22 protein-coding genes and 2 pseudogenes are annotated in these 24,950 nt (G+C 69.1%); 15 read left to right on the top strand and 9 right to left on the bottom strand.

Annotated elements, in window-relative coordinates:
- Positions 1–28 precede the first annotated feature (28 nt).
- Positions 29–1,027: a 4,5-dihydroxyphthalate decarboxylase gene (locus tag ACFY1E_RS26175; RefSeq protein WP_389079911.1), complete on the top strand. Its 999-nt coding sequence runs from the start codon at positions 29–31 to the stop codon at positions 1,025–1,027.
- 54 nt (positions 1,028–1,081) lie between these two features.
- Here ACFY1E_RS26175 and ACFY1E_RS26170 read toward each other — a convergent pair whose 3' ends face one another.
- Together ACFY1E_RS26170 and ACFY1E_RS26165 are read right to left on the bottom strand one after the other, a co-directional pair.
- The gene (locus ACFY1E_RS26170; protein WP_389079910.1) at positions 1,082–1,384 is read right to left on the bottom strand and encodes a hypothetical protein; all 303 of its coding nucleotides are present in this window, start codon (positions 1,382–1,384) and stop codon (positions 1,082–1,084) included.
- 390 nt (positions 1,385–1,774) lie between these two features.
- Positions 1,775–3,352 carry an NCS1 family nucleobase:cation symporter-1 gene (locus tag ACFY1E_RS26165; RefSeq protein WP_389079908.1) on the bottom strand — a complete coding sequence of 526 codons (1,578 nt, stop codon included), beginning with the start codon at positions 3,350–3,352 and terminating at the stop codon, positions 1,775–1,777.
- Positions 3,353–3,810: 458 nt separating this feature from the next.
- Here ACFY1E_RS26165 and ACFY1E_RS26160 point away from each other — a divergent pair, with 458 nt between their 5' ends.
- Entirely contained in the window at positions 3,811–4,428 is a 618-nt protein-coding gene (locus tag ACFY1E_RS26160; RefSeq protein ID WP_389079907.1) for a hypothetical protein, read from the top strand.
- Here the strand turns inward: ACFY1E_RS26160 and ACFY1E_RS26155 are convergent.
- Entirely contained in the window at positions 4,333–5,265 is a 933-nt protein-coding gene (locus ACFY1E_RS26155; RefSeq protein ID WP_389079905.1) for a LysR substrate-binding domain-containing protein, read from the bottom strand. The two genes, ACFY1E_RS26160 and ACFY1E_RS26155, sit on opposite strands and share 96 nt — an antisense overlap.
- A 105-nt stretch (positions 5,266–5,370) precedes the next feature.
- Between ACFY1E_RS26155 and mdlC the strand changes: the two genes are divergently transcribed.
- From mdlC to ACFY1E_RS26140, 3 genes are all read left to right on the top strand, one after another.
- Positions 5,371–6,951, top strand: a complete 1,581-nt coding sequence (gene mdlC / locus ACFY1E_RS26150) for a benzoylformate decarboxylase (protein WP_389079904.1) — start codon at positions 5,371–5,373, stop codon at positions 6,949–6,951.
- Positions 6,952–7,029: 78 nt separating this feature from the next.
- Positions 7,030–8,484 (top strand): benzaldehyde dehydrogenase, encoded by a 1,455-nt coding sequence (locus ACFY1E_RS26145; RefSeq protein ID WP_389079902.1) that lies wholly within the window; start codon positions 7,030–7,032, stop codon positions 8,482–8,484.
- Positions 8,485–8,547: 63 nt separating this feature from the next.
- Positions 8,548–9,831 carry an MFS transporter gene (locus ACFY1E_RS26140; protein ID WP_389079901.1) on the top strand — a complete coding sequence of 428 codons (1,284 nt, stop codon included), beginning with the start codon at positions 8,548–8,550 and terminating at the stop codon, positions 9,829–9,831.
- A 4-nt stretch (positions 9,832–9,835) separates the two neighbouring features.
- Here ACFY1E_RS26140 and ACFY1E_RS26135 read toward each other — a convergent pair whose 3' ends face one another.
- Complete coding sequence (locus tag ACFY1E_RS26135; protein ID WP_389079900.1) at positions 9,836–10,120, bottom strand: hypothetical protein; 285 nt, start codon at positions 10,118–10,120, stop codon at positions 9,836–9,838.
- A 262-nt stretch (positions 10,121–10,382) separates the two neighbouring features.
- On the opposite strand from ACFY1E_RS26135, the pseudogene ACFY1E_RS26130 reads away from it, so the two are divergent.
- A pseudogene (locus ACFY1E_RS26130) lies at positions 10,383–11,237 on the top strand (transposase).
- A 17-nt stretch (positions 11,238–11,254) separates the two neighbouring features.
- Here ACFY1E_RS26130 and ACFY1E_RS26125 read toward each other — a convergent pair.
- A complete protein-coding gene (locus tag ACFY1E_RS26125) occupies positions 11,255–11,485 on the bottom strand; it encodes a hypothetical protein (protein WP_389079898.1) in 231 nt (76 codons plus the stop codon).
- Between the two features lie 477 nt (positions 11,486–11,962).
- On the opposite strand from ACFY1E_RS26125, the gene ACFY1E_RS26120 reads away from it, so the two are divergent.
- The 3 genes from ACFY1E_RS26120 to ACFY1E_RS26110 all read left to right on the top strand — a co-directional run bounded on the left by ACFY1E_RS26120 (position 11,963) and on the right by ACFY1E_RS26110 (position 17,124).
- A complete protein-coding gene (locus ACFY1E_RS26120; RefSeq protein WP_389079897.1) occupies positions 11,963–13,384 on the top strand; it encodes a non-reducing end alpha-L-arabinofuranosidase family hydrolase in 1,422 nt (473 codons plus the stop codon).
- Between the two features lie 825 nt (positions 13,385–14,209).
- On the top strand, positions 14,210–16,477 hold the full coding sequence (locus ACFY1E_RS26115) for a M4 family metallopeptidase (protein ID WP_389079896.1): 2,268 nt from the start codon (positions 14,210–14,212) through the stop codon (positions 16,475–16,477).
- Positions 16,478–16,656: 179 nt separating this feature from the next.
- Positions 16,657–17,124 (top strand): SUKH-3 domain-containing protein, encoded by a 468-nt coding sequence (locus ACFY1E_RS26110; RefSeq protein ID WP_389079894.1) that lies wholly within the window; start codon positions 16,657–16,659, stop codon positions 17,122–17,124.
- Between the two features lie 359 nt (positions 17,125–17,483).
- On the opposite strand, the gene ACFY1E_RS26105 is transcribed toward ACFY1E_RS26110, so the two are convergent.
- Complete coding sequence (locus tag ACFY1E_RS26105; protein WP_389079893.1) at positions 17,484–17,909, bottom strand: winged helix-turn-helix transcriptional regulator; 426 nt, start codon at positions 17,907–17,909, stop codon at positions 17,484–17,486.
- 385 nt (positions 17,910–18,294) lie between these two features.
- Here ACFY1E_RS26105 and nadC point away from each other — a divergent pair, with 385 nt between their 5' ends.
- From nadC to ACFY1E_RS26090, 3 genes are all read left to right on the top strand, one after another.
- Entirely contained in the window at positions 18,295–19,188 is an 894-nt protein-coding gene (gene nadC / locus ACFY1E_RS26100; protein ID WP_389079891.1) for a carboxylating nicotinate-nucleotide diphosphorylase, read from the top strand.
- Positions 19,176–20,033 carry a PhzF family phenazine biosynthesis protein gene (locus ACFY1E_RS26095; protein ID WP_389079890.1) on the top strand — a complete coding sequence of 286 codons (858 nt, stop codon included), beginning with the start codon at positions 19,176–19,178 and terminating at the stop codon, positions 20,031–20,033. The genes nadC and ACFY1E_RS26095 overlap by 13 nt, the downstream gene beginning before the upstream one ends.
- Before the next feature lie 362 nt (positions 20,034–20,395).
- Positions 20,396–20,689, top strand: coding sequence for a DUF1330 domain-containing protein (locus ACFY1E_RS26090; protein ID WP_359433773.1), 294 nt, complete (start codon positions 20,396–20,398; stop codon positions 20,687–20,689).
- Here the strand turns inward: ACFY1E_RS26090 and ACFY1E_RS26085 are convergent.
- From ACFY1E_RS26085 to ACFY1E_RS26075, 3 genes are all read right to left on the bottom strand, one after another.
- Positions 20,617–21,084: a hypothetical protein gene (locus tag ACFY1E_RS26085; RefSeq protein ID WP_389079888.1), complete on the bottom strand. Its 468-nt coding sequence runs from the start codon at positions 21,082–21,084 to the stop codon at positions 20,617–20,619. The two genes, ACFY1E_RS26090 and ACFY1E_RS26085, sit on opposite strands and share 73 nt — an antisense overlap.
- Positions 21,085–21,238: 154 nt before the next feature.
- On the bottom strand, positions 21,239–22,261 hold the full coding sequence (locus tag ACFY1E_RS26080; protein ID WP_389079887.1) for an SDR family oxidoreductase: 1,023 nt from the start codon (positions 22,259–22,261) through the stop codon (positions 21,239–21,241).
- A gap of 56 nt (positions 22,262–22,317) precedes the next feature.
- Positions 22,318–23,367: an aldo/keto reductase gene (locus ACFY1E_RS26075; protein ID WP_389079886.1), complete on the bottom strand. Its 1,050-nt coding sequence runs from the start codon at positions 23,365–23,367 to the stop codon at positions 22,318–22,320.
- A gap of 75 nt (positions 23,368–23,442) precedes the next feature.
- Here ACFY1E_RS26075 and ACFY1E_RS26070 point away from each other — a divergent pair, with 75 nt between their 5' ends.
- From ACFY1E_RS26070 to ACFY1E_RS26060, 3 genes and pseudogenes are all read left to right on the top strand, one after another.
- Entirely contained in the window at positions 23,443–23,979 is a 537-nt protein-coding gene (locus ACFY1E_RS26070) for a TetR/AcrR family transcriptional regulator (RefSeq protein ID WP_389079884.1), read from the top strand.
- 263 nt (positions 23,980–24,242) lie between these two features.
- Complete coding sequence (locus ACFY1E_RS26065) at positions 24,243–24,467, top strand: hypothetical protein (protein ID WP_389079883.1); 225 nt, start codon at positions 24,243–24,245, stop codon at positions 24,465–24,467.
- Between the two features lie 114 nt (positions 24,468–24,581).
- A pseudogene (locus tag ACFY1E_RS26060) lies at positions 24,582–24,944 on the top strand (alpha/beta fold hydrolase); the annotation flags it as partial.
- Positions 24,945–24,950 lie beyond the last annotated feature (6 nt).

Raw genomic sequence — 24,950 nt, 5'->3', positions numbered from 1 at the left:
GCAGCAGAGCCGACGAGGAGGAGTTTTCATGGCCGCCCCTGCCCTCACAGTCGGGTGCTTCCCGTACGACACGACGCGGGCGCTGTTCGATGGGACCGAAAGCACCGACGGCATCGACATCAGGATGAAAACCGCGGCGACCCTGCCGGAGCTTTTCGACCGGCTGATCCGCGGAAACGAGTTCGACGTGGCTGAACTCGGTCTCACGTTCTACCTGCGATTGCGGGAGACCGGACTGCCGTTCGTGGCGTTGCCGGTCTTCCCGAACCGCGTGTTCCGTCACTCGTGCATCTTCGTCAACACCCACAGCGGGATCACAAAACCGAGCGACCTCGCAGGCAGGACCATCGGCGAGTTCGGCGTCTACGGGCAGGACTCCGGTGTGTGGGCCAAAGGGATCCTGATGGACGAGTACGGATTCAAACCCGAGGAGAGCCGCTGGGTGATCGGCGGCCTCGAACACCCCGCGCCGCCCTTCGACTTCATCCCCCATCCGCACCCGGCCGACGTCGACGTGCGCGTCGCACCCGAGGGAAAGACACTGAGCGCGATGCTCGACGCAGGTGAGATCGACGCGCTGTTCTCGGCGAACGTCCCGCAGTGCATGCTCGACGGATCGGTGAACGTCACCCGGCTGTTCCCCGACTTCGAGCCGCTGGAACGCGACTACTACCGACGTACCGGCATCTTCCCGATCATGCACACCATCGTCATCCGGCGGGAACTTCTACGGGACCATCCCGGACTCGCGCACAGCGTCTACCGTGCCTTCTCCCGGGCGAAGGACGCCGCTGCCGAACGCTACCGCGAAAGCCGCAGGCTCTATCAGGTCCAGACCATGATTCCGTGGATGAACGCCCTGGTGGATCGCAACGGCGAAGAGTTCCCCGAGGACTGGTGGCCCTACGGCATCGCGGCCAACCGCGCCGCCCTCGACACCTGTCTGCGCTATCACCACCAGCAGGGCCTGACCAGCCGGCAGTGGAGGATCGAAGACGTCTTCGCCGCGGAATTGCTCGACACGTAACCGCCCTCATTCCCGAGCAGGGATCTTCACAAAGTGGGGCACCGCCGAGCGGGTTCAGGCCGCGGGCGCGGGTTCCGGAGCGGGGGCCGCGCGGCGCAGCAGGGTGAGTGCGACGAGCAGGGCTCCGACGCAGACGATTCCGGCGGTGAGTGTTGCGGCGTGCAGTCCGCCGAGGGTGGCGAGCTTCGCCGTGGTGGTGGAGGCGAGTGCGGCGGAGCGGGCGGTGAGGATGGCGGCCGGTCCGGGCACGCCGATGGCCCCGACGAACTGAGGCGTCTGCGAGAGCGCGCCGGCCACGCCCTGCTGGTTGGTGCGCAGGCCGGAGGTGAGGGCGGCGATGAAGGCGACGACGGCCATGACGTGGCCGCAGCCCATCGCGCCGGAGGTGACACCAGCAGCAGCGGGATGTTGCTGTCCGCGGGCAGGAAGACCATGAAGCCGGTGCCGACGGCCTGCACCAGAAGGCCAAGAGCCTGGTCCGGCGGGTGCCCAGCGAGCCGATGATGAAGCGGGCCCGGGGGACGTCGAACTCAGCAACCACGGATTCTGCGATCAGGGCCTGGCGCGTATGGGGGAGCTGCGCGCCGCGTAGGACAGCGCCGACAACCCGTTCGTCATCGGCGACTCTGGCGCACAGCTCTTCATGCAGGTCCTGCAGAACATGCTGCGGACGAGGAAGGCGGCGAGGCGCAACCAGTGTGCCGCACCGGTCGCGCCTCGCCACATGATGTGTTCTGCCCGCGTTGTCTACGACGCGGTGGCGGCGTCCGCCTGCCCGTGCACGGCCGGAGCGTCGGCGGTTGGGGCGGTGAGTGGGCTCCTGCCCCTGCTGAGGGCGAGGTAGACCACCCCGGCGACGGCGACGCCGATGAACCAGGAGTACGGGCCCAGGTTGTCCCCGTATCCGGACGGGCCGTAGACGGGCAGGATGCTGGAGAAGACCGAGCCCACCGCGGCGGCCACGAGCGCCCGGACGTTCCAGCCGCCCTGGAAGCGGAACTCCCCGTCCTCCTGGTAGAGCGCGGGCACGTTCAGCTGGGTCTTCCTGATGAGGTAGTAGTCGACGACGAGCACGCCGAAGAGCGGGCCCATCGTCGAGCCGATGGCGTTGACGAAGCTGGGGGCGTTGTCCCAGGGGTGCAGCGGGTAGAGCAGCAGCGCGATGAGGGCGGCGATGAGGCCGCCGCGTCGGAAGGTCACGTACTTCGGTGCCACGTTGGCGAAGTCGAAGGCGGGGCTGACGAAGTTGGCGACGACATTGATGCCCAGCGTGGCGACGGCGAAGGTCAGGGCGGCGAGCAGGACGAGGGCCGCGCTGTCGAACTTGGCGGATATCTTGGCCGGTTCGAGGATGACCTCCCCGTACACCTTGCTGGCGGAGGCCGTGGTGATCGCCGCGACGAGGGAGAAGAGGATCAGGTTGACGGGCAGGCCCCAGACGTTGCCCTTCTTCAGGGTCTTCACGTCGGGGGTGAAGCGGGCGAAGTCACCGAAGTTGAGGAACAGGGCCGCGAAGTAGGTGACCCAGGTGGCGGCTATCGCGGCGATCGCGGCGAACGAGCCGGGGCTGACGTCGAGTCCGGTGGCGCTCTTGGCGAGCGCGCCCAGCTCCTTGGCCGGCATGTCGACCGAGAAGGACAGCGTGCCGGCCTTCACGGACAGCGCGATGGCCAGCACCAGCATCATCAGCCAGACCGCGGGTCCGGCGAAGTCCTGGAAGCGGCGCACCGTCTCCATGCCCTTGCTGATGATGAGCAGCTGGGCGGCCCAGACGCCGAGGTAGCACAGCACTTCGAGGCCGCTGTGGTCGAAGAGATGAGTGGTCTCGTGCAGGTGCCTGGGGCCGTCGTAGCGGATGAGGAAGGCCACGATGGCGCCGGCCGCCGCGCTGGTCTGGGCGCCGTACCAGAAGGTGGCCACCACGGCCCGGGCGAGCGCCGGGACGTTGGCGCCGAAGGTGCCGAACGAGGCGCGGGCGAGGACGGGGTAGGGGACACCTGTCTTGACGCCGGCCCTGCCCATGAGGGTCATCAGCCAGTAGATGACCAGCGAGCCCACGGCGATACCGATGAGGAACTTGAAGGTGTTGCCCGCGACGAGGAACAGACTGGCGGCCAGGAAGTAGCCGTACAGACTGTGTACGTCCGAGGTCCAGACGTTGAAGATGCTGAAGGCGCCCCACTTGCGCTCGGTGGCCGGGGCGAGATCCTCGTTGTAGAGACGCGGGGAATACCCCGGCGGGGTGGCAGTTCTGTCCGCGTCCGCGCTGTCCGTCGCCGTCATGTGGTGCTCCTTGGTGCCGACTCCGACGTATGCCTCCGGCATCGCACCGGATGGTTGAGGCGTCAGACAACGGCCTGTGTATTGCACCCGGATGCCTGGCACGTAACGGACTCGTCAACGGAAAATCTTTTCCAGTTCCGGCCTTGCACGACCCACCACGCAGGGCCTGACCGCCGACCGCACCCTCCTCACCCCCGCGGGTAGCCATGACGACGGTCACCCGGCTCGGTGGGGGCGCAAGAAGACGTACCCAACGATTCGTCAGCCAGTGCTGTGACCGCGTAGGTTCGCCGGATTGAGCAGTGTGCATCGTGAAAGGTGCAGGTCGGGCGGGCTGGTGTGCGCGGGGTCGGGGGTGCTCGGGCTGGTCGGGGGCGGGTGTCCATGGTGAAGATCGTCTGACGGTCGGTCGGGAGGGTTCTCTGGTTCTGCTGCGCCTGTGTGAGCGGGCCGCCTACGATCCGTCCCCGTGTCGATACGCCGGGGATCGTGGGGAGGGTGTGGGATCGTCCGATCTGGAGCGGATCACGGCTCGCCGTAGCGAACTGGACGCGCTCGCCGAGGAGTTGGCCAAGCGGCTTCAGGAGGTCGAGGCCGAGCGGGAGGAGCTGGCGATCGCTGAGCGGGTCCTGCTCCGCCTGGCCGAACAGGACCGGGCCGATACGGAGGCCGCTGGGGCGGCGGTTCCGGTGAAAGCGCAGGTGGCGGGGCGTGCGGTGCTGCTGATCCCGCACCGGGGTGAGCCGGGCGACGAGGCCGCGCTGCCCGCCGACTACCGCCGGATCCTGGCGATCGTGCGGGCCGCTGGCGGCCCGGTGCAGGTCAAGGGGGTGGGTGAGGAGCTGGGGCCGTCTGCCGCCCCGCAAGGTCCGCACGGATCCGAGGCCGACTGGTTCAACAGCAGCTCGACTGCGCGCACCGCCGCAGCTTACTGGCCATCACCAGCAGTTCCGCCGCCGACCAGGCCGCCCTGCAAGGCACTACCGGCGCGTTTTGCGCACGGCGAGAGCCCGGCCGGCCGCTCAGCCCGCACTCGGCGGCAGCTGTGCAGGGCTGACCAGCTCCCCCAGGACGTCAGCCATGAACTGCACCAGCCACCGCTGGGACGGGCTGCGTGATGCCTCGTGCCGGGCGTAGAGCGCCACTTCGATCGGTTCCGTGTCGAACGGGAGACTCACGAGGCGCAGGCGGTGGGAGGCGATGAACACCTCGCCGACGTATTCGGGGACGATCGCGAAGAGGTCGGTGTGTTCCAGCAGGTAGGGCAGCACCGTGAAGCGTGTGGCGTCGACGGTGACGCGCTCCAGGAGGCCGTGGGTGGCGAGGAGCAAGCGGGGCAGGACGTGGCCGTGGGGGCCGTACACCGTCGCGTGGTGCTCGGCGGCGAGGTCCGCCAGCGTGACGGAGGCGCCGCGAATGCGGGGGTGGTCGGCGGCGACCATACCGACGTAACGCTCGTGGAAGAGCGGGATGCGGACGGTGCGGTGGGACGTGAGGACGGGGGTGGCGACGAAGGCGTCGATTTCACCGCGGCGCAGCTGGCTCTCGGCGGCGTCCACGTCCAGCGGGCGGACGGTGAAGGACACACCGGGAGCCCGCTCGCGGGCCGCTGCGGCCAGCCGGGGCAGCAGGGTGGCCTGGCCCAGGTCGGAGAGGGCGATGGTGAAACGCCCTGACATGGCGGTCAGGTCGAAGTCGTCGTCCTGGCGGATCACGGCGTCCATGCCGGCCAGCGCGCGCTGCAAAGGCTCGTAGAGGCGCTGAGCGCCGGCGGTCGGGGTCAGGCCGCGGCCGGTGCGCCGGAAGAGCTCGTCGTCGAAGTGCCGGCGCAACTTGGCCAGGCTGTAGCTCACCGTGGGCTGGGTGACGTGCAGCGTCTCCGCCGTCGCCGTGACGCTGCCGGTCTCGTAGAGCAGCACGAAGACGCGGGCGAGGTTGAGATCGAAGCTGCTCATATCGAGCGAGTCTATATCGCATCCGGCCAACATTTATTAGTCCGAATGTAGTGCGGCGCCTAGCGTGGCCTGCGTCACTTCGACGTCGCTGTGAAAGGAACGTCCGTGCCCTCCGTGCGCAGTGTCTGCCATGAGTTCCTCCAACGGCAGGAGCTCACCACCGTCTTCGGGAATCCCGGCTCCAACGAGCTGCCCTTCCTCGCCGACCTGCCAGACGGCTTCCGGTACGTGCTGGGCCTGCACGAGGGCGCCGTGGTGGGCATGGCGGACGGCTACGCACAGGCCACGGGGCGTCCGGTGCTCGTCAACCTGCATGCCGCGTCCGGCTCCGGCAACGCGATGGGCGCGCTCACCAACGCCGTGGCCTCGCGCACTGCGCTGGTCGTCGTGGCCGGCCAGCAGGTGCGGCCGGCCATCGGACCGGAGGCCAACCTCGCCAACGTCGACGCCCCGTCGCTGATGAAGCCGCTCGTCGGCTGGGCCGCCGAACCGGCCTGCGCCCAGGACGTGCCCCGGGCCCTCGCCCAGGCCGTCTTCGAGGCGCGGTTGCAGCGCCGGCCCACCTACCTCTCCGTCCCCTACGACGACTGGGCGGTGGACGCGGACGAGAACGCATCGGCCGTGCTGGACCGGCAGGTGCACCGCGCCGCAGTGCCCGGCACGGAGCAGGGACGCCGGCTGGCCGATGCGGTGACCGCCGCGCGCAGGCCCGCGCTGGTGCTGGGCGGTGACATCGACTCCGCCGGTCTCTTCGACGACGCGGTGCGGCTCGCGGAGCGGCTCGGCGCTGCGGTGTGGGCGGCGCCGTCGCTGTTCCGGCTGCCCTTCCCCAACCGCCACCCGCAGTTCCGCGGGGTACTGCCGGCGGGGATCGACCCCATCTCCCGATCTTTCGAGAGTCATGACCTCGTACTGGTGCTCGGAGCCCCGGTCTTCCGCTACCACGAGTACCTGCCCGGCCGGTATCTGCCCGAGGGCACCCGGCTGATCCAGGTCACCGAGGACGCCTCCGCCGCCGCCCGCGCGCCGATGGGCGAGGCTCTGGTCGCCGACCCGGCCGCCGTCATCGACCTGCTGCTCAAGGAGCTCGACGCGGCGACGGAGCCGGCGGGCGACTACCGGCCCGTCCCCGCGCCGGCCACCGGGCAGGGGACGCGGCTGCATCCCGAGGAGGTCTTCGCCTCCCTGAGGGACGAACTGCCCGACGACACGGCGTACGTGGTGGAGTCGACCTCGACGAACTCCTCGTGGTGGCGCCAGATGGACCTGCGGCGCCCCGGCTCCTACTACTTCCCGGCAGCCGGCGGACTCGGCTTCGGCCTGCCCGGCGCCGTCGGGGTCGCCATGGCCCAGCCCGGCCGGCCGGTCGTCGGCGTGATCGGGGACGGCTCGGCCAACTACGGCATCACCGCCCTGTGGACGGCCGCCCAGCACCGCCTGCCCGTGACCGTGGTGCTGCTGCGCAACGGAACCTACGGCGCGCTGCGCTGGTTCAGCGGCCTGCTGGGTGTCCCGGACGCACCGGGCATGGACATCCCGGGCCTGGACTTCACCCGCATTGCGGAGGGCTACGGCGTGCCCGCCCAGCACGTCGAGAGCGTGGACGAACTACGGGCGGTGCTGTCCCGACGCCCGGACGGACCCCGGCTCGTACAGGTCGACACAGCACTCACGACACCGTCCTGACCACGATGCCCACCCCACGAACACACCTCACAGAAGCCATCCCCCTCAGGTAACCCTCACGTAACGGAAGGAAGAGCGATGACACTGCTGGACAACGACGTCTGGAGCAAGAAATTCCTCAGCGACGGCTGGCAGGACGCCACCCGCGAGCACCAGGTCACCGAGCCGGCGACCGGCGCGCAGCTCGGCACCGCCGGCCTGGCCACGCCCGAGGACGTGCGCCGCGCCGCCACCCGGGCCGCCGAGGCGCAGCGCTCCTGGGCGGCAACTCCCCCGCAGCAGCGGGCGGCCGTACTGCGCCGCGCGGGCGAGCTGTTCACCGAGCACGCAGCCGAGATCGAGGACTGGCTGATACGCGAGGCGGGCTCGGTACGCGCCAAGGCGGCGTTCGAGGTGCAGCTGGCGATCGGCGAGTCATTCGAGTGCGCGGCACTGCCCACGCACCCTCAGGGAGAAGTACTGACCTCCGAGGAGGTTCGCTGGTCGCTCGCCCGGCGCCGCCCCGCCGGGGTCGTGAGCGTGATCGCGCCGTTCAACTTCCCGCTCGCCCTCGGCCTGCGTTCGGTGGCACCCGCCCTGGCGCTCGGCAACGCGGTCCTGCTCAAGCCCGATCCGCGTACAGCGGTGAGCGGCGGCGTGGTCATCGCCCGGATCTTCGAGGAGGCCGGGCTGCCCTCCGGACTGCTGCACCTGCTGCCGGGCGACAGCACGGTCGGCCAGGCGGTCGTCGAAGCACCCGAGGTACGGGTCATCTCCTTCACCGGCTCCACTCCGGTCGGCCGCGCGATCGGTGAGCAGGCGGGCCGCCTGCTCAAGCGCGCCCACCTCGAACTCGGCGGGAACAACGCGCTGGTGGTGCTGCCGGGCGCGGACGTGCAGAAGGCGGCCTCCGCCGGTGCGTTCGGCTCGTATCTGCATCAGGGGCAGATCTGCATGACCACCGGCCGCCACATCGTGCACGAGTCGCTGCTCGACGAGTACAGCGCCGCGCTGGCCGCGAAGGCCCGGGCGCTGCCCGTCGGGGACCCCGCCCGCGAGGACGTGGCGCTCGGCCCGATCATCGACCGGCGGCAGCTGGAGCGGGTGCACGGCATCGTCACCGACAGCGTCGCTGCGGGCGCGACGCTGGCCGCGGGCGGCGAGATCGACGGCGCCTGCTACCCGGCCACCGTCCTGACCGGCCTCACCACCGACATGCGGGCATGGCGCGAGGAGATCTTCGGCCCCGTCGCACCCGTCATCGGCTTCTCCACGCTCGAGGAAGCCGCCCGGATCGTCAACGACTGCGAGTACGGCCTGTCCGTCGGCATCCTCGGCGACGTCGGTACGGCGATGAAGCTCGCCGACCAGATCGACTCCGGCAAGATCCACATCAACGAGCAGACCGTCGCCGACGAGCCCAACGCCCCGTTCGGCGGCGTCAAGGCCTCCGGCACGGGCTCCCGCTTCGGTGGAGCCGCCGCCAACGTCGAGGCCTTCACCGAGGTCCAGTGGGTCACCGTCCGCCCGGACATCGCCGACTACCCGTTCTGATCCCCGCTCCCCCGTCCCCCGTCCCCATCCCGTCCCCGTAGCCGCTACAAAGGGAACGCAGCCATGACACCCATCACCTCACCGAACACCACCGACGCCGCCTCGAGAACAGGCACGTCCGACCGCAACGTCTGGACCGTGGTCCTGTGCTGGATCACCGTCATGCTCGAGGGGTACGACCTCGTCGTCCTCGGCGCCATCATCCCCACCCTGCTCAAGACCCATCACCTGGGCATGACAGCCGCGGACGCCACCACGGTCGCCACGCTTTCACTCGTAGGCGTCGCCATCGGCGCCGTCCTGGTCGGCCCGCTCGCCGACCGCTTCGGACGACGCCTGCTGCTCATCGGCTCGGTGGTGGAGTTCTCCGTCTTCACCCTCCTGTTGCCCCAGGCCACCTCCGTCGCGACGTTCGCCGCGCTCAGGCTCGTCGCCGGTATCGGTCTCGGCGCCTGCATGCCGGCGTCGCTGACCATGATGGCCGAGCACATGCCCGCAGCACGCCGAGCGCGCGCCAGCACCCTGACCATGACCGGCTACCACACCGGTGCCGTGATCACGTCCCTGCTGGCCCTGCAGGTCACCGACAACTGGCAGGTCCTCTTCTACGTCCTCGGCATCGCCGGCCTCGTCATCGCGGTCATCCAGTGGTTCCGCCTGCCGGAGTCGGAGGCGTTCGTCCGCGCCAAGGAAGCGCCCGCCTCTCAGCGCGTCGCATTCAGCGAACTCCTCAAGCCCGCCTACCTCCGCGCCGGCATCGGCATCTGGGTCGCATCCTTCATGGGCCTGCTCCTGGTCTACGGCCTCAACACCTGGCTGCCCAAGCTCATGAACGAGGCCGGCTACCCCATCCCCACGGCGGTCGCCCAACTGCTCATCCTCAACGTCGGCGGGGTCGCCGGCCTGGTGCTGGGCGGCTTCGTGGCCGACCGGCGCGGCATCAAGCCCACTGCGCTCGGCTGGTTCGCGATATCGGTGGCCATGCTTGCCTGCCTCAGCATCAGGATGCACAGCAACCTGCTCCTCGACACCGTCGTCTTCCTCACCGGCGTGTTCGTCTTCTCCGCCCAGGTGCTGATCTACGCGTACGTGACGAACTTCTATCCGGCCTCGGTCCGCAGCACAGCCCTCGGCTCGGCCTCGGGCATCGGCCGTATCGGCTCCATCGTCGGCCCGTCGATCACCGGTGCCCTCGTGGCGGCAGGCATCGGCCACCCCTGGGGCTTCTACTTCTTCGCCGCCGTGGCGGTCGCCGGATTCCTGGCCGTGCTCACCCTGCCCGGCCGGGCCGCCGCGGCACAGGCGGAGGCAACCGCGGCCGCGCCGGCCGCCGAACCCGCCGTCTGACCCATCACGGAAGGGCGGTACGGCGCCGAAAGGGCCGTACCGCCCTGTACTTGATGCGGTGAAGAACTCCGACAGCCACTGAACCCATGGAATACGTCGGCCGGATACCCGCCCCAGCGGCCTCCGTATCCGCCCGGTCCTGTTCGGCCAGGCGGAGCAGGACCCGCTCAGCGATCCCCAGCTCCTCCCGCTCGGCCTCGACCTCCTGAAGCCGCTTGGCCAACTCCTCGGCGAGCGCGTCCAGTTCGCTACGGCGAGCCGTGATCCGCTCCAGATCGGACGATCCCACACCCTCCCCACGATCCCCGGCGTATCGACACGGGGACGGATCGTAGGCGGCCCGCTCACGCAGGCGCAGCAGAACCAGAGAACCCTCCTGGCCGACGGGTCAGACGATCTTCACCATGGACACCCGCCGCCGACCAGCCCGAGCACCCCCGACCCCGCGCACACCAGCCCGCCCGACCTGCACCTTTCACGATGCAGACTGCTCATTGGTGGTCGTGGCGGTTGGAGGTGCGGTGACGGCCGATCCGACCGCTGGAGGCGCGGTGGCCGAGCCTGTCCGTGTGCGCAGACTGACCGATCAGGAGGGGCAGAAGCCGCAGCAGATCGTGCGCCGTGGCAGCACCAGTTCGGTGCCTATCGGCGCGCGATGATGCGCTGCGCAAGCTGGTCGCCTACCTGCGCAAAGTCCACGGCCGGATCATCTGCATCAGCCGCGAACCATTACACGGCCTGCTCGCCCGCCGCGGCATCGTCTTCCAGTGCACCAAGACCTGGAAGGAATCCCCGGACCCCGAGCGTGACGCCAAACTGGACCGGATCGAGGAGGGCCTGGATCGCTTCCCGGACCGGTCTTCGCCTTCGACGAGTTCGGCCCGCTCGGCATCCGTCCCACCGCGGGCTCGTCCTGGGCCGAACAGGGACGTCCCGACCGGCTGCCCGCCACCTGTCACCGCACCCATGGAGTGCGCTACTTCCATGGCTGCTACTCGGTCGGGGAAGACACTCTGGGGGCGTCAACTGCCGCAGTCGATCCATGCCGCCCGCCCGGACGGGGCGTCCTGATTTACGTGATCCTGGACAACCTGTCCGCCCACGAGGGCGCCGACATCTGCCCCTGAGCGAAGAAGAACAAGGTCAGGCTGTGCTTCACCCCGACCTATGCATCCTGGGCGAGCCCGATCGAGGCCCACTTCGGACCGCTTCGGCAGTTCACCATCGCCAACTCCCACCACCCCGACCACACCGTGCAGACCCGAGCCCTGCACACCTACCTGCGCCGGCGCAACGTCAACGCCCGCCACCGCGACGTCCTCGCCGCCGAACGACGTGAACGCGCCCGCATCCGCAGCGAGAAAGCCGTCCGCTGGGGTGGCCGACCCCTGTCAGTAGCGGCCTGAACAGGCTGGAAGGTGAGTCACCGAGATCGTTTGGCGGCGTTTGCCCGACAGCGTTCCAGCACGCCGATGGACAGCGCCGATGCGGCCATCAGCCCGAACACGGTCGAACTCGAACCACCGCCGTGCTCCCGCTCCCAGACACGGAACCCGACCAGCAGGACAACGAGTCCGAACAGCACGACTTGTATCCACCTGATGGCCACGGCCCGCTGACCGCGGCCATCAGCGTTGCTGTCTCTCTTGCGCACCGAGACTCCTCTGCTCCTTCAGTGCGCCGACTGTACTGGTGCAGGGGGCCATCGGTACGCTCGCCGCCGCGTCCGAGCCCAGCCCGGAGCGGGTTCCCGCGCTTCCGGTCACCGTCTGGGTGGGGCAGACGCGGCGGACGGGGAAGCTCGCGTCGGCGGGCGGCACTCGTTGCGCATGGTTGCTCAGGAAGGTCCATACCCGCGCGCCACATCGATGCCTGACCGAACGCCCGGGGTGTACGCCCTTGGGGAGCGCGGAGGTGTGATCCCTCTACCGCATTAGCCCGGCGAATGTTCAGGTGCGCGAACCGTGTGAGAAGTATTGACGCCGATCGCGGGTTCTCCCATCATCTCAGCTTGATCGATACCCCGACCTGCGTCCGATATACCGAACGCACGAGAGCCGCATTGCATCGGCAGTCGCACAGCTTCCGCCGAGGACGCCAGAACCGCTCGCTCAATGATGACGAGGTCCCCATGCACAGACGCACTTCCCGCTGCAAACCTCTGTCCGTGGTGTTCGCTGCCACGGTCTCGGCCCTGGCTTTCCTGGGCGCGATGCTCGTCGCCGGCCCGGCCCAGGCGGCCACCACCAGCTCCGTGCGAGGCGTTGCCTCCAGCCGATGCCTCGACGTGTCGGGCGCCAGCCAGACCGACGGCACCAACGTGCAGATCTGGGACTGCACGGGCGGGCCCAACCAGCAGTGGACGCTGACGGACAGCAACCAGCTGACCGTGTACGGCAATAAGTGCCTGGATGTTCCGGGCCACGCCACCACGGCCGGGACCCGGCCGGTGATCTGGTCCTGCAACGGCGGTACCAACCAGCAGTGGCGGGTGAACTCAGACGGGACCATCGTCGCCGTGGAGTCCGGGCTGTGCCTGGACGTGTCGGGCGGCGCCACGGCCAACGGCACGGCGGTGCAGCTGTGGAACTGCACCGGCAGCAGCAACCAGAAGTGGACCGGCCTGTCGGGGACGACCAACTCGTGTGCTCTTCCGTCGACGTACCGCTGGACCTCGACCGGTCCGCTCGCGCAGCCGGCCAACGGGTGGCTCTCGCTGAAGGACTTCACCACCACGACGTACAACGGCAAGCACCTGGTCTACGCCACGTACTCCGACGGCAACTGGCACTCGATGGGTTTCGCCCCCTTCACGAACTGGTCGGACATGTCCACGGCCACCCAGACCGCGATGAACTCGTCCGCGGTGGCGCCCCAGCTGTTCTACTTCGCACCCAAGAACATCTGGGTGCTGGCCTCACTGGGGTGGGGTACCAACTGGGCCTTCACCTACCGCACGTCCAGCGACCCCACCAACCCCAACGGCTGGTCCGCGCCGCAGGCGCTGTTCACCGGCAGCCTCCCCAGCGGCGGCCCGATCGACCCGACCCTGATCGCCGACGACCAGAACATGTACCTGTTCTTCGCCAACGACAACGGCAGCATCTTCAAGTCGACCATCCCGATAGGGAACTTCCCGGGCAGCTTCGGCTCCTCGTACACCACGGTCATGACCGACACGGTGAAGAACCTGTTCGAGGCGCCGCAGGTCTACAAGGTCCAGGGACAGAACCAGTACCTCATGATCGTGGAGGCCCGCGGTGCGAACGAGGACCGCTTCTTCCGCTCGTTCACGGCCTCCAGCCTGAACGGTCCGTGGACCGCACAGGCCGCCACCGAGAGCAACCCCTTCGCGGGCAAGGCCAACAGCGGCGCCACGTGGACCAACAGCATCAGCCACGGTGACCTGGTCCGCAACAACCCCGACCAGACCATGACCATCGACCCCTGCAACCTGCAGTTCCTCTACCAGGGCCTGGACCCCAACACACCAAGCAGCACCCCCTACGAGAAGCTGCCGTACCGCCCGGGCCTGCTCACCCTGCAGCGCTGACCCGCCTGATAACACGGTGATCGCGATGCTGTGAGGCCCGCCGACGCCGCGTAGACAATGTGCTGACGGCGCGGACGACTCCACCTGCAGACCGACACCCACCACCTCGAGGAACCCCAGCCGTGCGTCGGCTGGGGTTCCTTCCGAGCCTGATATTGCGCTTGCCGGATACCTCATCCATGCCGGTCAGGCGGCATGTCGGTGGTGTTACCTGCCGGCCAGAGCACTGCGATCCGCCCTGACGGCGAATCGCAGCCCCTTGCCCTGCTCCGCAGGAGTCCGTTTCCTCTCCGCCCTGAAGGACGGAGTATCCACGGAGGAAACCCGATGAAGATCGACGGACCAGAACCTCTTCTTCGACGCTGAAGCGGGGCAGGTCGAGAGCGGGCAGCGGATGGGGCGGCGCGACGCCCAGTGTTCAAGAGGCTGGTGCTGCTCGCGGCGGCGACTTCGGCGCCCGCAACAAGTGACGAGGCGGTTCCTGATACGGGCCGGTGGTGCGACGTCGAAACGATGACGACTGTCCAACGTCGGGTGCGGCCGAAAACTGGCGTCGTCCGTTCCGATTTGCCTGATCTGCATAGCCATTTCCAGCCGATCATTTGACCGGCGCATGACAGTTCGGCGTGCGCGGTGTCACTCTTCTGCAGGAAGTTCACCATTCCTTGACAGATTCACCACGTGGTGCACCCGCAGCGTCACCCCCAGCCCCGCCTCACCCCCCACCTCCTTCCACCCGCATGCCGTGCAGCCTCCAGACCGGCGTCCTCCGCCGCTCTGTGCCGCCCGCGGCCCTCATGGGCCGTCATATCGAAGGAGAAACCGTTGCCCCTGCGAGACCGCACCCCTGCCCGGCGTAGACGCGCCGCCGCCGTCGCTCTCAGTTCCCTGGGGTCTCTACTCGCCCTGACCCTTCCCGGCCACGCCACCGCCGCGCCCACCGGCCCGAGCCCCGCGAAAATCACCGCCAAGCCCCGGGCCGGTGCCCTGCCGGCGTCCCTGACGCCCGCCCGCCGCACCGCTCTGCTGAAGAACGCCCAGGACTCGGCCGCCGACACGGCACGCCGTATCGGCCTCGGCGTCAAGGAGAAACTCGTCGTCAAGGACGTCATCACGGACGCCGACGGCACCACGCACACCCGTTACGAGCGCACTTACGCCGGCCTGCCCGTCCTCGGCGGCGATCTCGTCGTCCACGACAGGAGCGGCCGCACCACCGTCACCAGGGCGAGCCGGGCGGCCCTTGCCGTGCCCTCGCTCACTCCGAGGATCCGCCCAGCCGTCGCGGCAGACAAGGCCGAAGCGGCCTCGAAGCACGCCCGGGTCAAGGGCTCCGAGGTCGAGCAAAAGCCCCGCCTGGTGATCTGGGCCGGCTCCGGAAAGCCCGTGCTGGCCTGGGAGAGCGTCGTCGAAGGCGTCCAACGGGACGGCACCCCCAGCGAGTTGCAGGTCGTCACCGATGCCACCACCGGCAAACAGCTCCTGGCGGCCGAGAAGGTGGACACCGGCACCGGCACCGGCCAGTACGTCGGCACGGTCCCGCTGGGCACGACCCAGTCGGGATCGACGTATCAGCTCACCGACCCCGACCGCGCGGGACACAAGACGTACGACCTCAACCAGGGCACGTCGGGCACCGGCACCCTCTTCACGGACGACAACGATGTCTGGGGAGACGGCCTGCCGTCGAACCGTCAGACCGCCGGCGTGGACGTCGCGTTCGGCGCCGCGGCCACCTGGGACTACTACAAGGAGACGTACGGCCGCAACGGGATCCGCAACGACGGTGTCGCCGCCTACAGTCGTGCCCACTACGGCAGCAACTACGTCAACGCCTTCTGGCAGGACTCCTGCTTCTGCATGACCTACGGCGACGGCTCGGGCAACAACCACCCGCTGACCGCGCTGGATGTCGCGGCCCACGAGATGAGCCACGGCGTCACCGCGGCCACGGCAGGCCTGAACTACTCGGGCGAGTCCGGCGGACTGAACGAGGCGACCTCCGACATCTTCGCCGCCGCCGTGGAGTTCTACGAGAACCTCCCGGCCGACCCGGGCGACTACCTGGTCGGCGAGAAGATCGACATCAACGGCGACGGCACCCCGCTGCGGTACATGGACAAGCCCTCCAAGGACGGTGCCTCCGCCGACAGTTGGAGCCCCTCCCTCGGCGGCCTCGACGTCCACTACTCCTCGGGCCCCGCCAACCACTTCTTCTACCTGCTCTCCGAGGGCAGCGGCGCAAAAACAGTCAACGGAGTCTCCTACGACAGTCCGACCTACGACGGCCAGCCCGTCACCGGCGTCGGCATCCAGAACGCCGCCGCCATCTGGTACCGCGCCCTGACGACGTACATGACCTCGACCACCAACTACGCCGGCGCCCGCACCGCCACCCTCTCCGCCGCCGCGGATCTGTTCGGCGCCTACAGCCCGACCTACCTCGCCGTCGCCGACGCCTGGGCGGCGATCAACGTCGGCAACCGCGTCGCCCTCGGGGTCAACCTCGCCCCGATCGCCGACCAGACCAGCGGCATCGGCCAGGCGGTCAGCCTCCAACTCGACGCCTACACCACCAACACCGGAGCCACACTGACCTACGAGGCCACCGGGTTGCCCGACGGCCTGAGCATCAGCCCCAGCGGTCTGATCACCGGCACGCCGACGACACTCGGCACCGGCGACGTCACCGTCAAAGTCACCGACAGCACGGGAGCGTCCGTCTCGAAGACCTTCAGCTGGCGGATCGCCTACGTCTACGCCAACGCCACCCGTGTGGACATACCAGACAACGGGCCCGCCGTGGAGTCACCAGTGACCATCACCGGCCGTGACGGCAACGCCTCCGCGACCACCTCGGTCTACGTCAACATCGTCCACACCTATCGCGGTGACCTGACCGTCGACCTGGTCGGCCCCAACGGCACCGTCTACTCCCTGCTCAACCGCAGCGGCGGCTCCGCCGACAACGTCGACCAGACCTTCACCGTCGACGCCTCCGCGCAGCCGCTGAACGGCACCTGGAAACTGCGCGTGCAGGACCGGGCATCCATCGACGTCGGATACATCGCGCGCTGGCAGCTGACGCCCTGACGCCCTGCCGCACAGACGGCACCCCGCTGCCCGGACTCGCCGGTCCGGGCAGCGGCATGGCTGTGTCACTTCTGCTTGGGCTCTGGTCCATTGCTTGTGGTGCGGTCACATGCTGTTCTCTCTTGCGTTGTCTGCTGGGATGATCGCCTCGTGCTTCAAGCTGGGGGGCTGGGCCTGTCATGAGCGAATGGTCGCCGGACGTGCTTGAGGTCCTGAAGGCTTCTGGATGGACAGCGGGCGGGCAGGTCGACACGGCCGGCTGGCGGTCCGTGTTCGAAGCGGTCGGCATCGGCATGCACGACGCTGCCGAGACGTTTCTCCAGGAGTTCGGAGGACTGGCCGTCAGCATCGGCGGCCCGGGAATCAACCGTGCCCGGGAACCATTCGAGCTGGACCCGGAGCTGGCTCGGGGAGAGGATGACCGGTTCTCCGAGTGGAGCGACTCCTTGGGGAGACGTCTCTTCCCACTCGGCGAGCTCGATCACGGCCGATTCTTTCTCGGTATCGACGAGGGCAGTGAGATCTATCTTGTGGAGACCTGGGTCGCCAGTTTCGGCCCGATGCCGCACGCCCTCGAAAATCTGATCCTCGGCGTGATGCCCCGCAGGATCGATGACGATCCCAGGCAGTCGGATCAGGCCCGCTGACATGGCCCTCGATGAAACCGGAGTTCCACGGTTGGGGGAGTCCGGCGACAACGGCGTCAAGGTCGCGTTCGAGGTGGTGGGCGAACCGGGGCGGGGTCCTGTGCCGAGGCCTTGGTGCGGAGGGCCGCCGAGCGGGGGAGGGGGGTGGCTTGCTCTGACGGATCGGGACAACGGCACCGGGCCGTTCGATCCGCGTAGTTATGCGCAGCACATCGGGTGGGCCCGGTCTTCGGCGTTGGCCTGGGGGTTGCTTCCGCGAGGATGGACAAAGGTTTCGCGTCTGTCCCCGGCGCTCGACCGAGCCACGGCAACCAGGTGACCCCGGCGGTCCCGCCCCGCGTCCGGTCCGAGGCGGGGCGTCAGTCCGCGGAGTTTCTCTGCGGCGCCCCGTCCTCCATTGTGTCCGGCTGTGGGACGCGGCCGGCGGACGGGCCGTCCGTGTGGTCCGGCTCTTGCGGCTCGATCGTGGCCGCCCAGTGTTCCGCCCACCGGGCGAGGGGGTTGAGGGCTTGGCGCGCCTCCTGTCCCAGGGGGGTGAGCTCGTAGCGGCTGTCCGGTAGTTGGTGAATCACCTGGGCGTCCAGCAGTTCTGTCAGGCGCTGCCGCATCACGCTGGAGGACATGTCGTCGCACTGCTTCTGCAAGGGGCGGAATCCGAGCGGGCCCTCGCGTAGCTCCCACAGGATGCGCAGACTCCACCGCCGCCCGAACAGATCGAGTGCGGCCATGAGGGGGCGGCCGGTGGTCGAGCCACGAACAGGACTGCCAGGTCTGGGTGTTGTCATGTCGGGATGTCCAGCTCTCCAGGGTTGATGCTTCGGATTCCGACACGCTAGCATCGGTGACCGCTTCGGAAATCGAATCAGAGGGGTCTGTTGTGGCACCTGCCCTGCAGACCTGGGTGAGAGGCGTTCCTGAAAGCACGGTTCGACGGAGGCGAGACCGGCCGGGAGGACCGGTACCTGCGGATGGTGCCGAGTTCGAGGCCGGCGACGAGTCGCACGGACGGCTCACCCGGAACCTGTTCGTGCCTGGGGGAGGGGTGACCGGTACGCGGGAGAGCGACTTCAGGATCCACCGGGTCCTGCAAAACGGCCCGGCGGAACTTCGGTGCTGCCTCGTCGGTGGTTGCCGCCACCGAGCCGACGTCCACTCAGAGTTGGAGAGCAGATGACCACGACCGAGTTCCCCTCGGCGGCTGCACGGGCCGCCGTTGCTGCCGCCCTGGCCGAGGACGCATCAGGGAAGGACATCACCACCGAGTCAAGCGTTCCCGAGGGCCTGACGGCCACGGCCGAGATCCGCACCCGGCACAGCGGCATCGCCGCCGGCCTCCCCGTGGTCGCCGAGGTTTTCGCGCAGCTCGACCCCGAGGTCACGGTCGAACCGGCCGTCGCCGACGGCGTCCGACTGGCCGAGGGCCAGGTCCTGGTGCAGCTGTCGGGTTCGGCGCGCAGCCTGATCACCGGGGAGCGTACGGCGCTGAACTTCCTGCAGCGCATGTGCGGCATCGCGACGCTGACCGACCGCTACGTCCAAGCTGTCGCAGGGACCAAGGCGCGGATCCTGGACACGCGCAAGACGGCGCCGGGCCTGCGCGCCCTGGACAAGTACGCGGTCACCGCCGGCGGCGGCCACAACCACCGCCTCGATCTCGCGGCGATGGTCCTGCTCAAGGAGAACCACATCGCCGCGGCGGGCGGGGTGACCGCCGCGATCGAGGCGGTCGGGCGCGGGATCGGGCGCACCGGGCAGACCGTGGAGAGCGATGTCGAGGTGCAGACCGTCGCACAGGCCGTCGAGGCCCTCGACGCCGGAGCCCGCTGGATCATGCTCGACAACATGCCGGTGTCCGACATCGAGCAGGTCGTGAAGGTCCGGGCCGGGCGGGCCGACGCTTCCAGGATCCTGCTGGAGGCCTCGGGCACCATCCGCCTGGACACCGTTCCCCCCATCGCCGGGACGGGCGTCGACCTCATCTCGGTCGGGGCGTTGACGCACAGCGCGCCCGCACTGGACCTGACCATGCTGCTGACGACCGGTCCGGTGCCATGTCCGAGGTAGCGGTCGTCGACGCGTGCCAGCGAGACGGCGCGGGTGGCAGCCCGACCGCCGTGGTGGATGATGCGCCGTTCACCGACGAGGAGCGATGCCGCATTCCCGTGGAGTTGGGAACATCGCACGCCGTCTTCCTCCGCGCTACGGGAATCGAGCGTCGTCGGCCCGCGTACACACTGCGGTTCTTCACCGCCCAGGGCGAACTGCCCGCCTGCGGCCACGGCACCGTCGCCGCCCTCGCCGTGCTCGCCGAACGCGAAGGCTGCGACCACGACTTCCGTGCCGTCCTACGTACGGTCCACCGCAGCTTCGACGGTCGGGCAAGCCGAAACGGTGACGGCCTGACCGTGTCGTTCGACCCGGGCCCGGTCAGCCTGCGTAGCGCCGGTGGACCCGAACTGAGGGCGGTCGCGGGCGGCCTCGGACTGACGGAGGACGCGGTCGCCGGCGACGCCTGCGTGGCGTCGAACGGGCGGCCGAGGCTTCTGTTGCCCCTCCGATCCCGCGCCGCACTGGCCGAACTCACGCCGGACTCAACCCTGTTGCGCGCAGCCTGTGACCGCTACGGTCTGCTGGGCTGCTACGCCTACTCGCTCCCGGATCGAGACGGCCGAGCAGCAGCCCGGATGTTCGCCCCGTCGATCGGCGTCCCCGAGGACATCGCCAACGCCAACAGCACGGCCTGCCTGGCAGCGCATGCTGCCGGGTTCGGTACATACCGCCTCGCTGTCGACATGGGTGACCACCTCGGCAGCCCGTCCACCATCACAGCGACCGTCCACCGCGATCGCACGGGAGACCGGATCCGAGTCGGCGGCCAGGCAACGATCGTGCGTACGGTCATGCGGTGAGGCCTGCGCGTTCGAGGCGAGGGTGCCGGTGCGCAGCAGGTCCAACTGCTCCTGTGAGAGCCGGGCCAGTTCTGGCGGCATCTGGAGCAGGGGTCGTACTGGCGCGACTCGTACCTGCTTGTCGGCTCCTCTTCGTCCCAGTCCGGGCCGCCGCCCTTCCAGCGAGGCCGGTCATCGCATCGACCGGTTCTGGCTCGTCCTCGCACGCCGACGCTCACCCGACCCCCATCCGATCGCAGCCCAGCCGGTTGAGCGAAGCCGTCCGACTTCGACGCCGTCTCGGTCGGCTCGCCGGCCCAAGGCGCGCCGGCCATGGATCCGAGCATGCTTCTGATCATCAATTCCGAACACAGGAGGTAACCGTGGCCAAGGGCTACTGGGTCAGCGTCTACCGCACCATCGCGGACCCTGAGAGGCTTGCTGCCTACGACAAGCTGGCCGGTCCAGCCGTCAGGGCCGCAGGAGGGCGGGTACTCTCCCGCGGCAGCCGGGTCGTCGCACACGACGCCGGAATTGCCGAGCGCACCATCCTGATCGAGTTCGACAGCTTCGAACAGGCGGTGGCCGCACGCGCGAGCGCGGCCTACCAGGAGGCGCTGGCCGTACTGGCTGACTGCGTCGAGCGCGACTTCCGCATCATCGAAGGCCTCGACTGAGCGTCGGCGTCGCGGATGCCATGTCCCTGCAGGGTGTTGCGCCGGTCGCCGGGGTGGCGTTCGGGTATCGCTGCGATGCGGTGCAGGACGGGCGTGAGCTGGACGGCCATCCTGCCGACCTGGTACTCGTACCGTCGGGCCGGCCTGGTCCTGTCGATCCGGTCGAGTATCCAGCCGAGGCGGTCCATCCGGAGCATCTCCTTCCGGGTGAGCTCCCGGACTTCCAGCGCGTCACCCCGGCGCGGCAGGGCGACGGGCAGGGTGAAGGAGATCGCCGGCTCGGTCGAAGCGACCGGGAAGGGCCGGCGAAGCGCCCGGTGTTGCTGGTCGAAGTGGTGACTCGGCCTGGGCGCGGTGGCGATGCCCTCTCCCTCGAACAGGCGGACAGCCACCATCTACTTGGCCGGACTGCACATCGCAGGCGCCTTCCTCTGGTCCGCCCGATGATCCAAACGAAACCGCCTGGCGGACCCAGTCGCTTCGGGGCACCAGTCCGACGCACCTTCGGTGTCTCCCGCAAAACTGCCGCGTCGGCCGGTCACGAGCCGGTCATTTCCCGACGCCGTGGGCGAGGAGGCTCTCGGCGGTCTCCGCGATGGTGTCCTCGATGGGCCGGGCCCGCCAGCCGAGAAGCCGCTCCGCCTTGGCGCTTGTGGCCTCGAGATCCCGGCCGAGCTGGTGCCTGAGCAGTCGCAGTTCCGGGTTCACGGTGCCCAGCGCTCGTGCGAGCCACACGGGCAGTTCGCGGGCTGGGGCCTTGGCGGCGCGTTCTCCCAGGCGGTCACGGAGGATGCGCGCGATCTCGACAACCCGCAGGCTGCTCCCGGCGGTTGCGAGGAACCGCTCGCCGGCGGCCGCCGGATCGGTCATCGCACGCAGGTGCAGATCTGCGACGTCGCGCACGTCGACGAAGCCCATACCGAAGGGAGGGCAGGCAGGCACCCGTCCCTCGATCATTCTGCGCACCAGGCGCAGGGAGGGCGGGTCGTCGGGGCCGAGCAGGGGGCCGAGGACCCCCACGGGATGCACCACTGCCAGTTCCAGCCCACCGCCTTCGTCCGCGACGAACTGCCAGGCGGCGCGCTCGGCGAGCGTCTTGGAGCGCTGGTAGGGCGGGATGTCGCTGTCGACGTCGCTCCAGTCCTCCTCGGTGAACGGCGTCGAGCGCGGCGGGTGCCCGATCCCGATGGCGCCGAAGGCGCTCGTCAGGACGACCCGACGCACGCCGGCGTCGCGGGCGGCGCGCAGCACCCGCAGGACACCTTCTCGGGCCGGGACCACCAGCTCGTCGTCGGTCGCCGGGGTGCGGCGCAGCGTCGGCGAGGCGACGTGGAGGACGAAGTCGCAGCCGGCGACGGCGTCGTCCCAGCCCTCGGCGTGTTCGAGGTCGGCGCGTACGACCGTCAGACGGTCGTCGTCGAACGCCGTGGCCGCGTGGAGCCACGAGCGCAGAGCCGGTTCGCGTCGCAGGTCTCGGACGGTGGTGCGGACGGTGTGCCCGGCGTCGAGCAGGGCCAGGACGCACCAGCTCCCGACGAATCCTGTTCCTCCGGTGACCAGTACCTGTGCCATCTGTGTGCCCTCAGCTCGGGATTCGAATGTCAAGGGGAGTCTCTCGGTAGGGCGGTTCATACGAGAGCCATGCCGGGAACGCGCTTGCGGATGGCCTCCAGCTCGGCCTCGTCGGATATGCCCTGCCAGTCGTGGCGGGGGGTGTACGGGGCCTCCAGGGCGCGCACGTCGTCGTCGGTCAGCGCGATGTCGAGGGAGGCCACGGCCTCGTCGATCTGCCGGATCGAGCCGGCGCCGACCAGGGGTGCGGTGACAACCGGCTGGCGGCGCAGCCAGGCGAGCGCGACCTGTGCGCGGCTGACGCCGTGCGCGTGGGCGACCTGTCCGACCGCGTCGATGATGGCGTGGTTGGACGCTTCCTGCTCGGGCGAGTAGAGGGTGTCCGTGTACGCGCCGTCCGTCTCGGAGCGCGCCGTCGAGCGGGCATCGTCCCACGCGCGGGCGAGACGGCCGCGGGCCAGCGGCGACCAGGGAATCGTGCCGACGCCCTCGTCCAGGCACAGCGGGATCATCTCCCGCTCCTCCTCGCGGGCGAGCAGGTTGTAGTGGTCCTGCATCGACACGAACCGTGCCCAGCCGTGCTGCCGTTGCAGGTGCAGCGCCTTCGCGAACTCCCACGCGTGCATGGACGAGGCGCCGAGGTAGCGGACCTTGCCGGCCTTCACGAGGTCGCTGAGTGCCTCCAGCGTCTCCTCCCACGGCGTGGCGTGGTCATTGCGGTGGATCTGGTAGAGGTCGATGTAGTCCGTTCCGAGGCGGCGCAGCGAGTGGTCGACCTCGGTCATGATCGCCTTGCGCGACAGGCCGCGGCCGTTCGGTCCCAGCCGCATCGGGTGGCGCAGCTTCGTGGCGATCACCACGGCGTCGCGGTCGGCGAAGTCCTTGAGCGCGCGGCCGAGGATCTCCTCGCTGGAGCCGTTGGAGTACATGTTGGCGGTGTCGAAGAAGTTGATCCCCGTCTCCAGTGCGTACCTGATGAGCGGGCGCGCGTCCTCCTCGCCCTTCGACCAGACGGGATGCCCGCGGTCGGGTTCGCCGTAGGTCATCGCGCCGATCGCGATCGGGGACACGTCGAGGCCGGTCATGCCGAGCTTGATGTAATGCATGACGCTCCTTAAAGTATGTGGAGAGCTCTCCACATAACGTAGTGGAGAACTCTCCACTTAGCAACGTGAGGTCCCGTGGTCCGTTCAGACGCCCGTGAGAACAGGGCACGCATCCTCGCCGCCGCACGCGAAGCGCTCACCGCGGACGGCAGCACGTCGATGAACCAGATCGCCCAGCGCGCCGGAGTCGGCGCGGGCACCCTTTACCGCAACTTCCCCACACGCGAGGCGCTCGTCCTGGCCGTCAACCAGGACGAGGTCGCCCGTATCACCGGCACCGTGCCCGACCTACTGGCCCAGATGCCGCCACTGGAAGCCCTGCGGCACTGGACGATGGACCTCGTCGAGGCCATGCGGCGAAAGCACGGCCTGGGCGACGCACTCACCCCGGGCGTGCACCAGGCGATCAGCGAGCAGAGCTACGGGCCGGTCATCGCCGCGATCACCCAACTCCTCGACGCCGGCAAGAAGGACGGAAGCATCCGCGTGGACGCCGCGCCTGGGGACTTCCTCCAGCTGACCGGCGCATTGTGGCGTGCCGCGACCACCCCGGTGGACCGGGCCCCCCACATGCTCGCGCTCATCCTCGACGGACTGCGCACGCACCGGTAGCGGAGGGCCCCGGGGGGGGGCAGGGGTGCGCTGCGGCGGGCGCCCACCCCTGGACCCCAAGAGCAACGAGCCGCAGTTCCAGACCGACCAGCCCCGCCGGTTCGAGGCCGACACCTGGGCCGAGGCCCAACTGGACACACCGTGCCGCTGGACACGGTGAACGCCGACGACTTCGACGCGGTGTTCTACCCGGGCGGACACGGGCCGCTGTTGGACCTCGCCGAGGACCCGACGTCGACCGCACTCGCGGACGGGCCGTCGAGTTGGGCACCCCACTGGCGCTGGTGGGCCACGCCCCCGGCGCGATGCGGCACTGCCGTACCCCGGTCGGCACGCCCTTGGTGGCGGGCCGCAAGGTCACCCGCTTCACCGACAGCGAGGAAGAGGTGACGGGCCTGACGAAGGTGATGCCCTTCCTGGTGGAGGACGAACTCTCTCCAAGGGAGCCGACTTCTCCAAGGCCGGTGACTTCGAACCGTACGTGGTGACCGACGGACTGCTCGTCACCCGCCAGAACCCGGCATCCTCCGGTCCGGCCGCGCTCGAGTTGATCGCGCTGGCCGAAAAGACCAGGGGGTAGGCCCTGCGCGGAGGGTGAGACCATGGCGAAGATCCATCACCGTTTCGCCGAAGTCCGCGGCCGACGACTCTTTTACCGCGAAGCCGGCCCCGCCGACGCACCCACGCTGGTGCTGCTGCACGGCTTCCCCGCGAGTTCCTTCATGTGCCGCAACCTGCTCCCCTTATTCGCCGACCGGCGGCATCTCGTCGCCCCCGACCGTCTGGGCTTCGCTCACTCCGACGCGCCGCAGGCCACCCGCTTCACCTACACTTTCGACGCCCTCACCGAGCTGACCCGGGACCTGCTCGGGCAGCTCGGTATCGAGCGGTACGCGATGTACGTGCACGATTACGGCGGCCCGATCGGCTGGCGGCTCGCGCTGCACGACCCGGCAGCGGTCACGGTCCGA

Origin of the sequence: Streptomyces sp. NPDC001604, assembly GCF_042893475.1 — a bacterium.
Taxonomy (GTDB): Bacteria; Actinomycetota; Actinomycetes; order Streptomycetales; family Streptomycetaceae; genus Streptomyces.
This window is presented reverse-complemented; position numbering and strand designations above follow the sequence as displayed.

Excerpts from the sequence above, each read along its gene's own strand:
- ACFY1E_RS26105 (WP_389079893.1), bottom strand. The coding sequence starts at position 17,909 with ATGACAACACCCAGACCTGGCAGTCCTGTTCGTGGCTCGACCACCGGC.
- ACFY1E_RS26085 (WP_389079888.1), bottom strand. The coding sequence starts at position 21,084 with ATGGTGGCTGTCCGCCTGTTCGAGGGAGAGGGCATCGCCACCGCGCCC.
- ACFY1E_RS26095 (WP_389079890.1), top strand. The coding sequence starts at position 19,176 with ATGTCCGAGGTAGCGGTCGTCGACGCGTGCCAGCGAGACGGCGCGGGT.
- ACFY1E_RS26140 (WP_389079901.1), top strand. The coding sequence starts at position 8,548 with ATGACACCCATCACCTCACCGAACACCACCGACGCCGCCTCGAGAACA.
- ACFY1E_RS26165 (WP_389079908.1), bottom strand. The coding sequence starts at position 3,352 with ATGCCGGAGGCATACGTCGGAGTCGGCACCAAGGAGCACCACATGACG.
- ACFY1E_RS26075 (WP_389079886.1), bottom strand. The coding sequence starts at position 23,367 with ATGCATTACATCAAGCTCGGCATGACCGGCCTCGACGTGTCCCCGATC.
- ACFY1E_RS26155 (WP_389079905.1), bottom strand. The coding sequence starts at position 5,265 with ATGAGCAGCTTCGATCTCAACCTCGCCCGCGTCTTCGTGCTGCTCTAC.
- ACFY1E_RS26080 (WP_389079887.1), bottom strand. The coding sequence starts at position 22,261 with ATGGCACAGGTACTGGTCACCGGAGGAACAGGATTCGTCGGGAGCTGG.
- ACFY1E_RS26110 (WP_389079894.1), top strand. The coding sequence starts at position 16,657 with ATGAGCGAATGGTCGCCGGACGTGCTTGAGGTCCTGAAGGCTTCTGGA.
- ACFY1E_RS26170 (WP_389079910.1), bottom strand. The coding sequence starts at position 1,384 with ATGGCCGTCGTCGCCTTCATCGCCGCCCTCACCTCCGGCCTGCGCACC.
- ACFY1E_RS26120 (WP_389079897.1), top strand. The coding sequence starts at position 11,963 with ATGCACAGACGCACTTCCCGCTGCAAACCTCTGTCCGTGGTGTTCGCT.
- ACFY1E_RS26145 (WP_389079902.1), top strand. The coding sequence starts at position 7,030 with ATGACACTGCTGGACAACGACGTCTGGAGCAAGAAATTCCTCAGCGAC.
- nadC (WP_389079891.1), top strand. The coding sequence starts at position 18,295 with ATGACCACGACCGAGTTCCCCTCGGCGGCTGCACGGGCCGCCGTTGCT.
- ACFY1E_RS26175 (WP_389079911.1), top strand. The coding sequence starts at position 29 with ATGGCCGCCCCTGCCCTCACAGTCGGGTGCTTCCCGTACGACACGACG.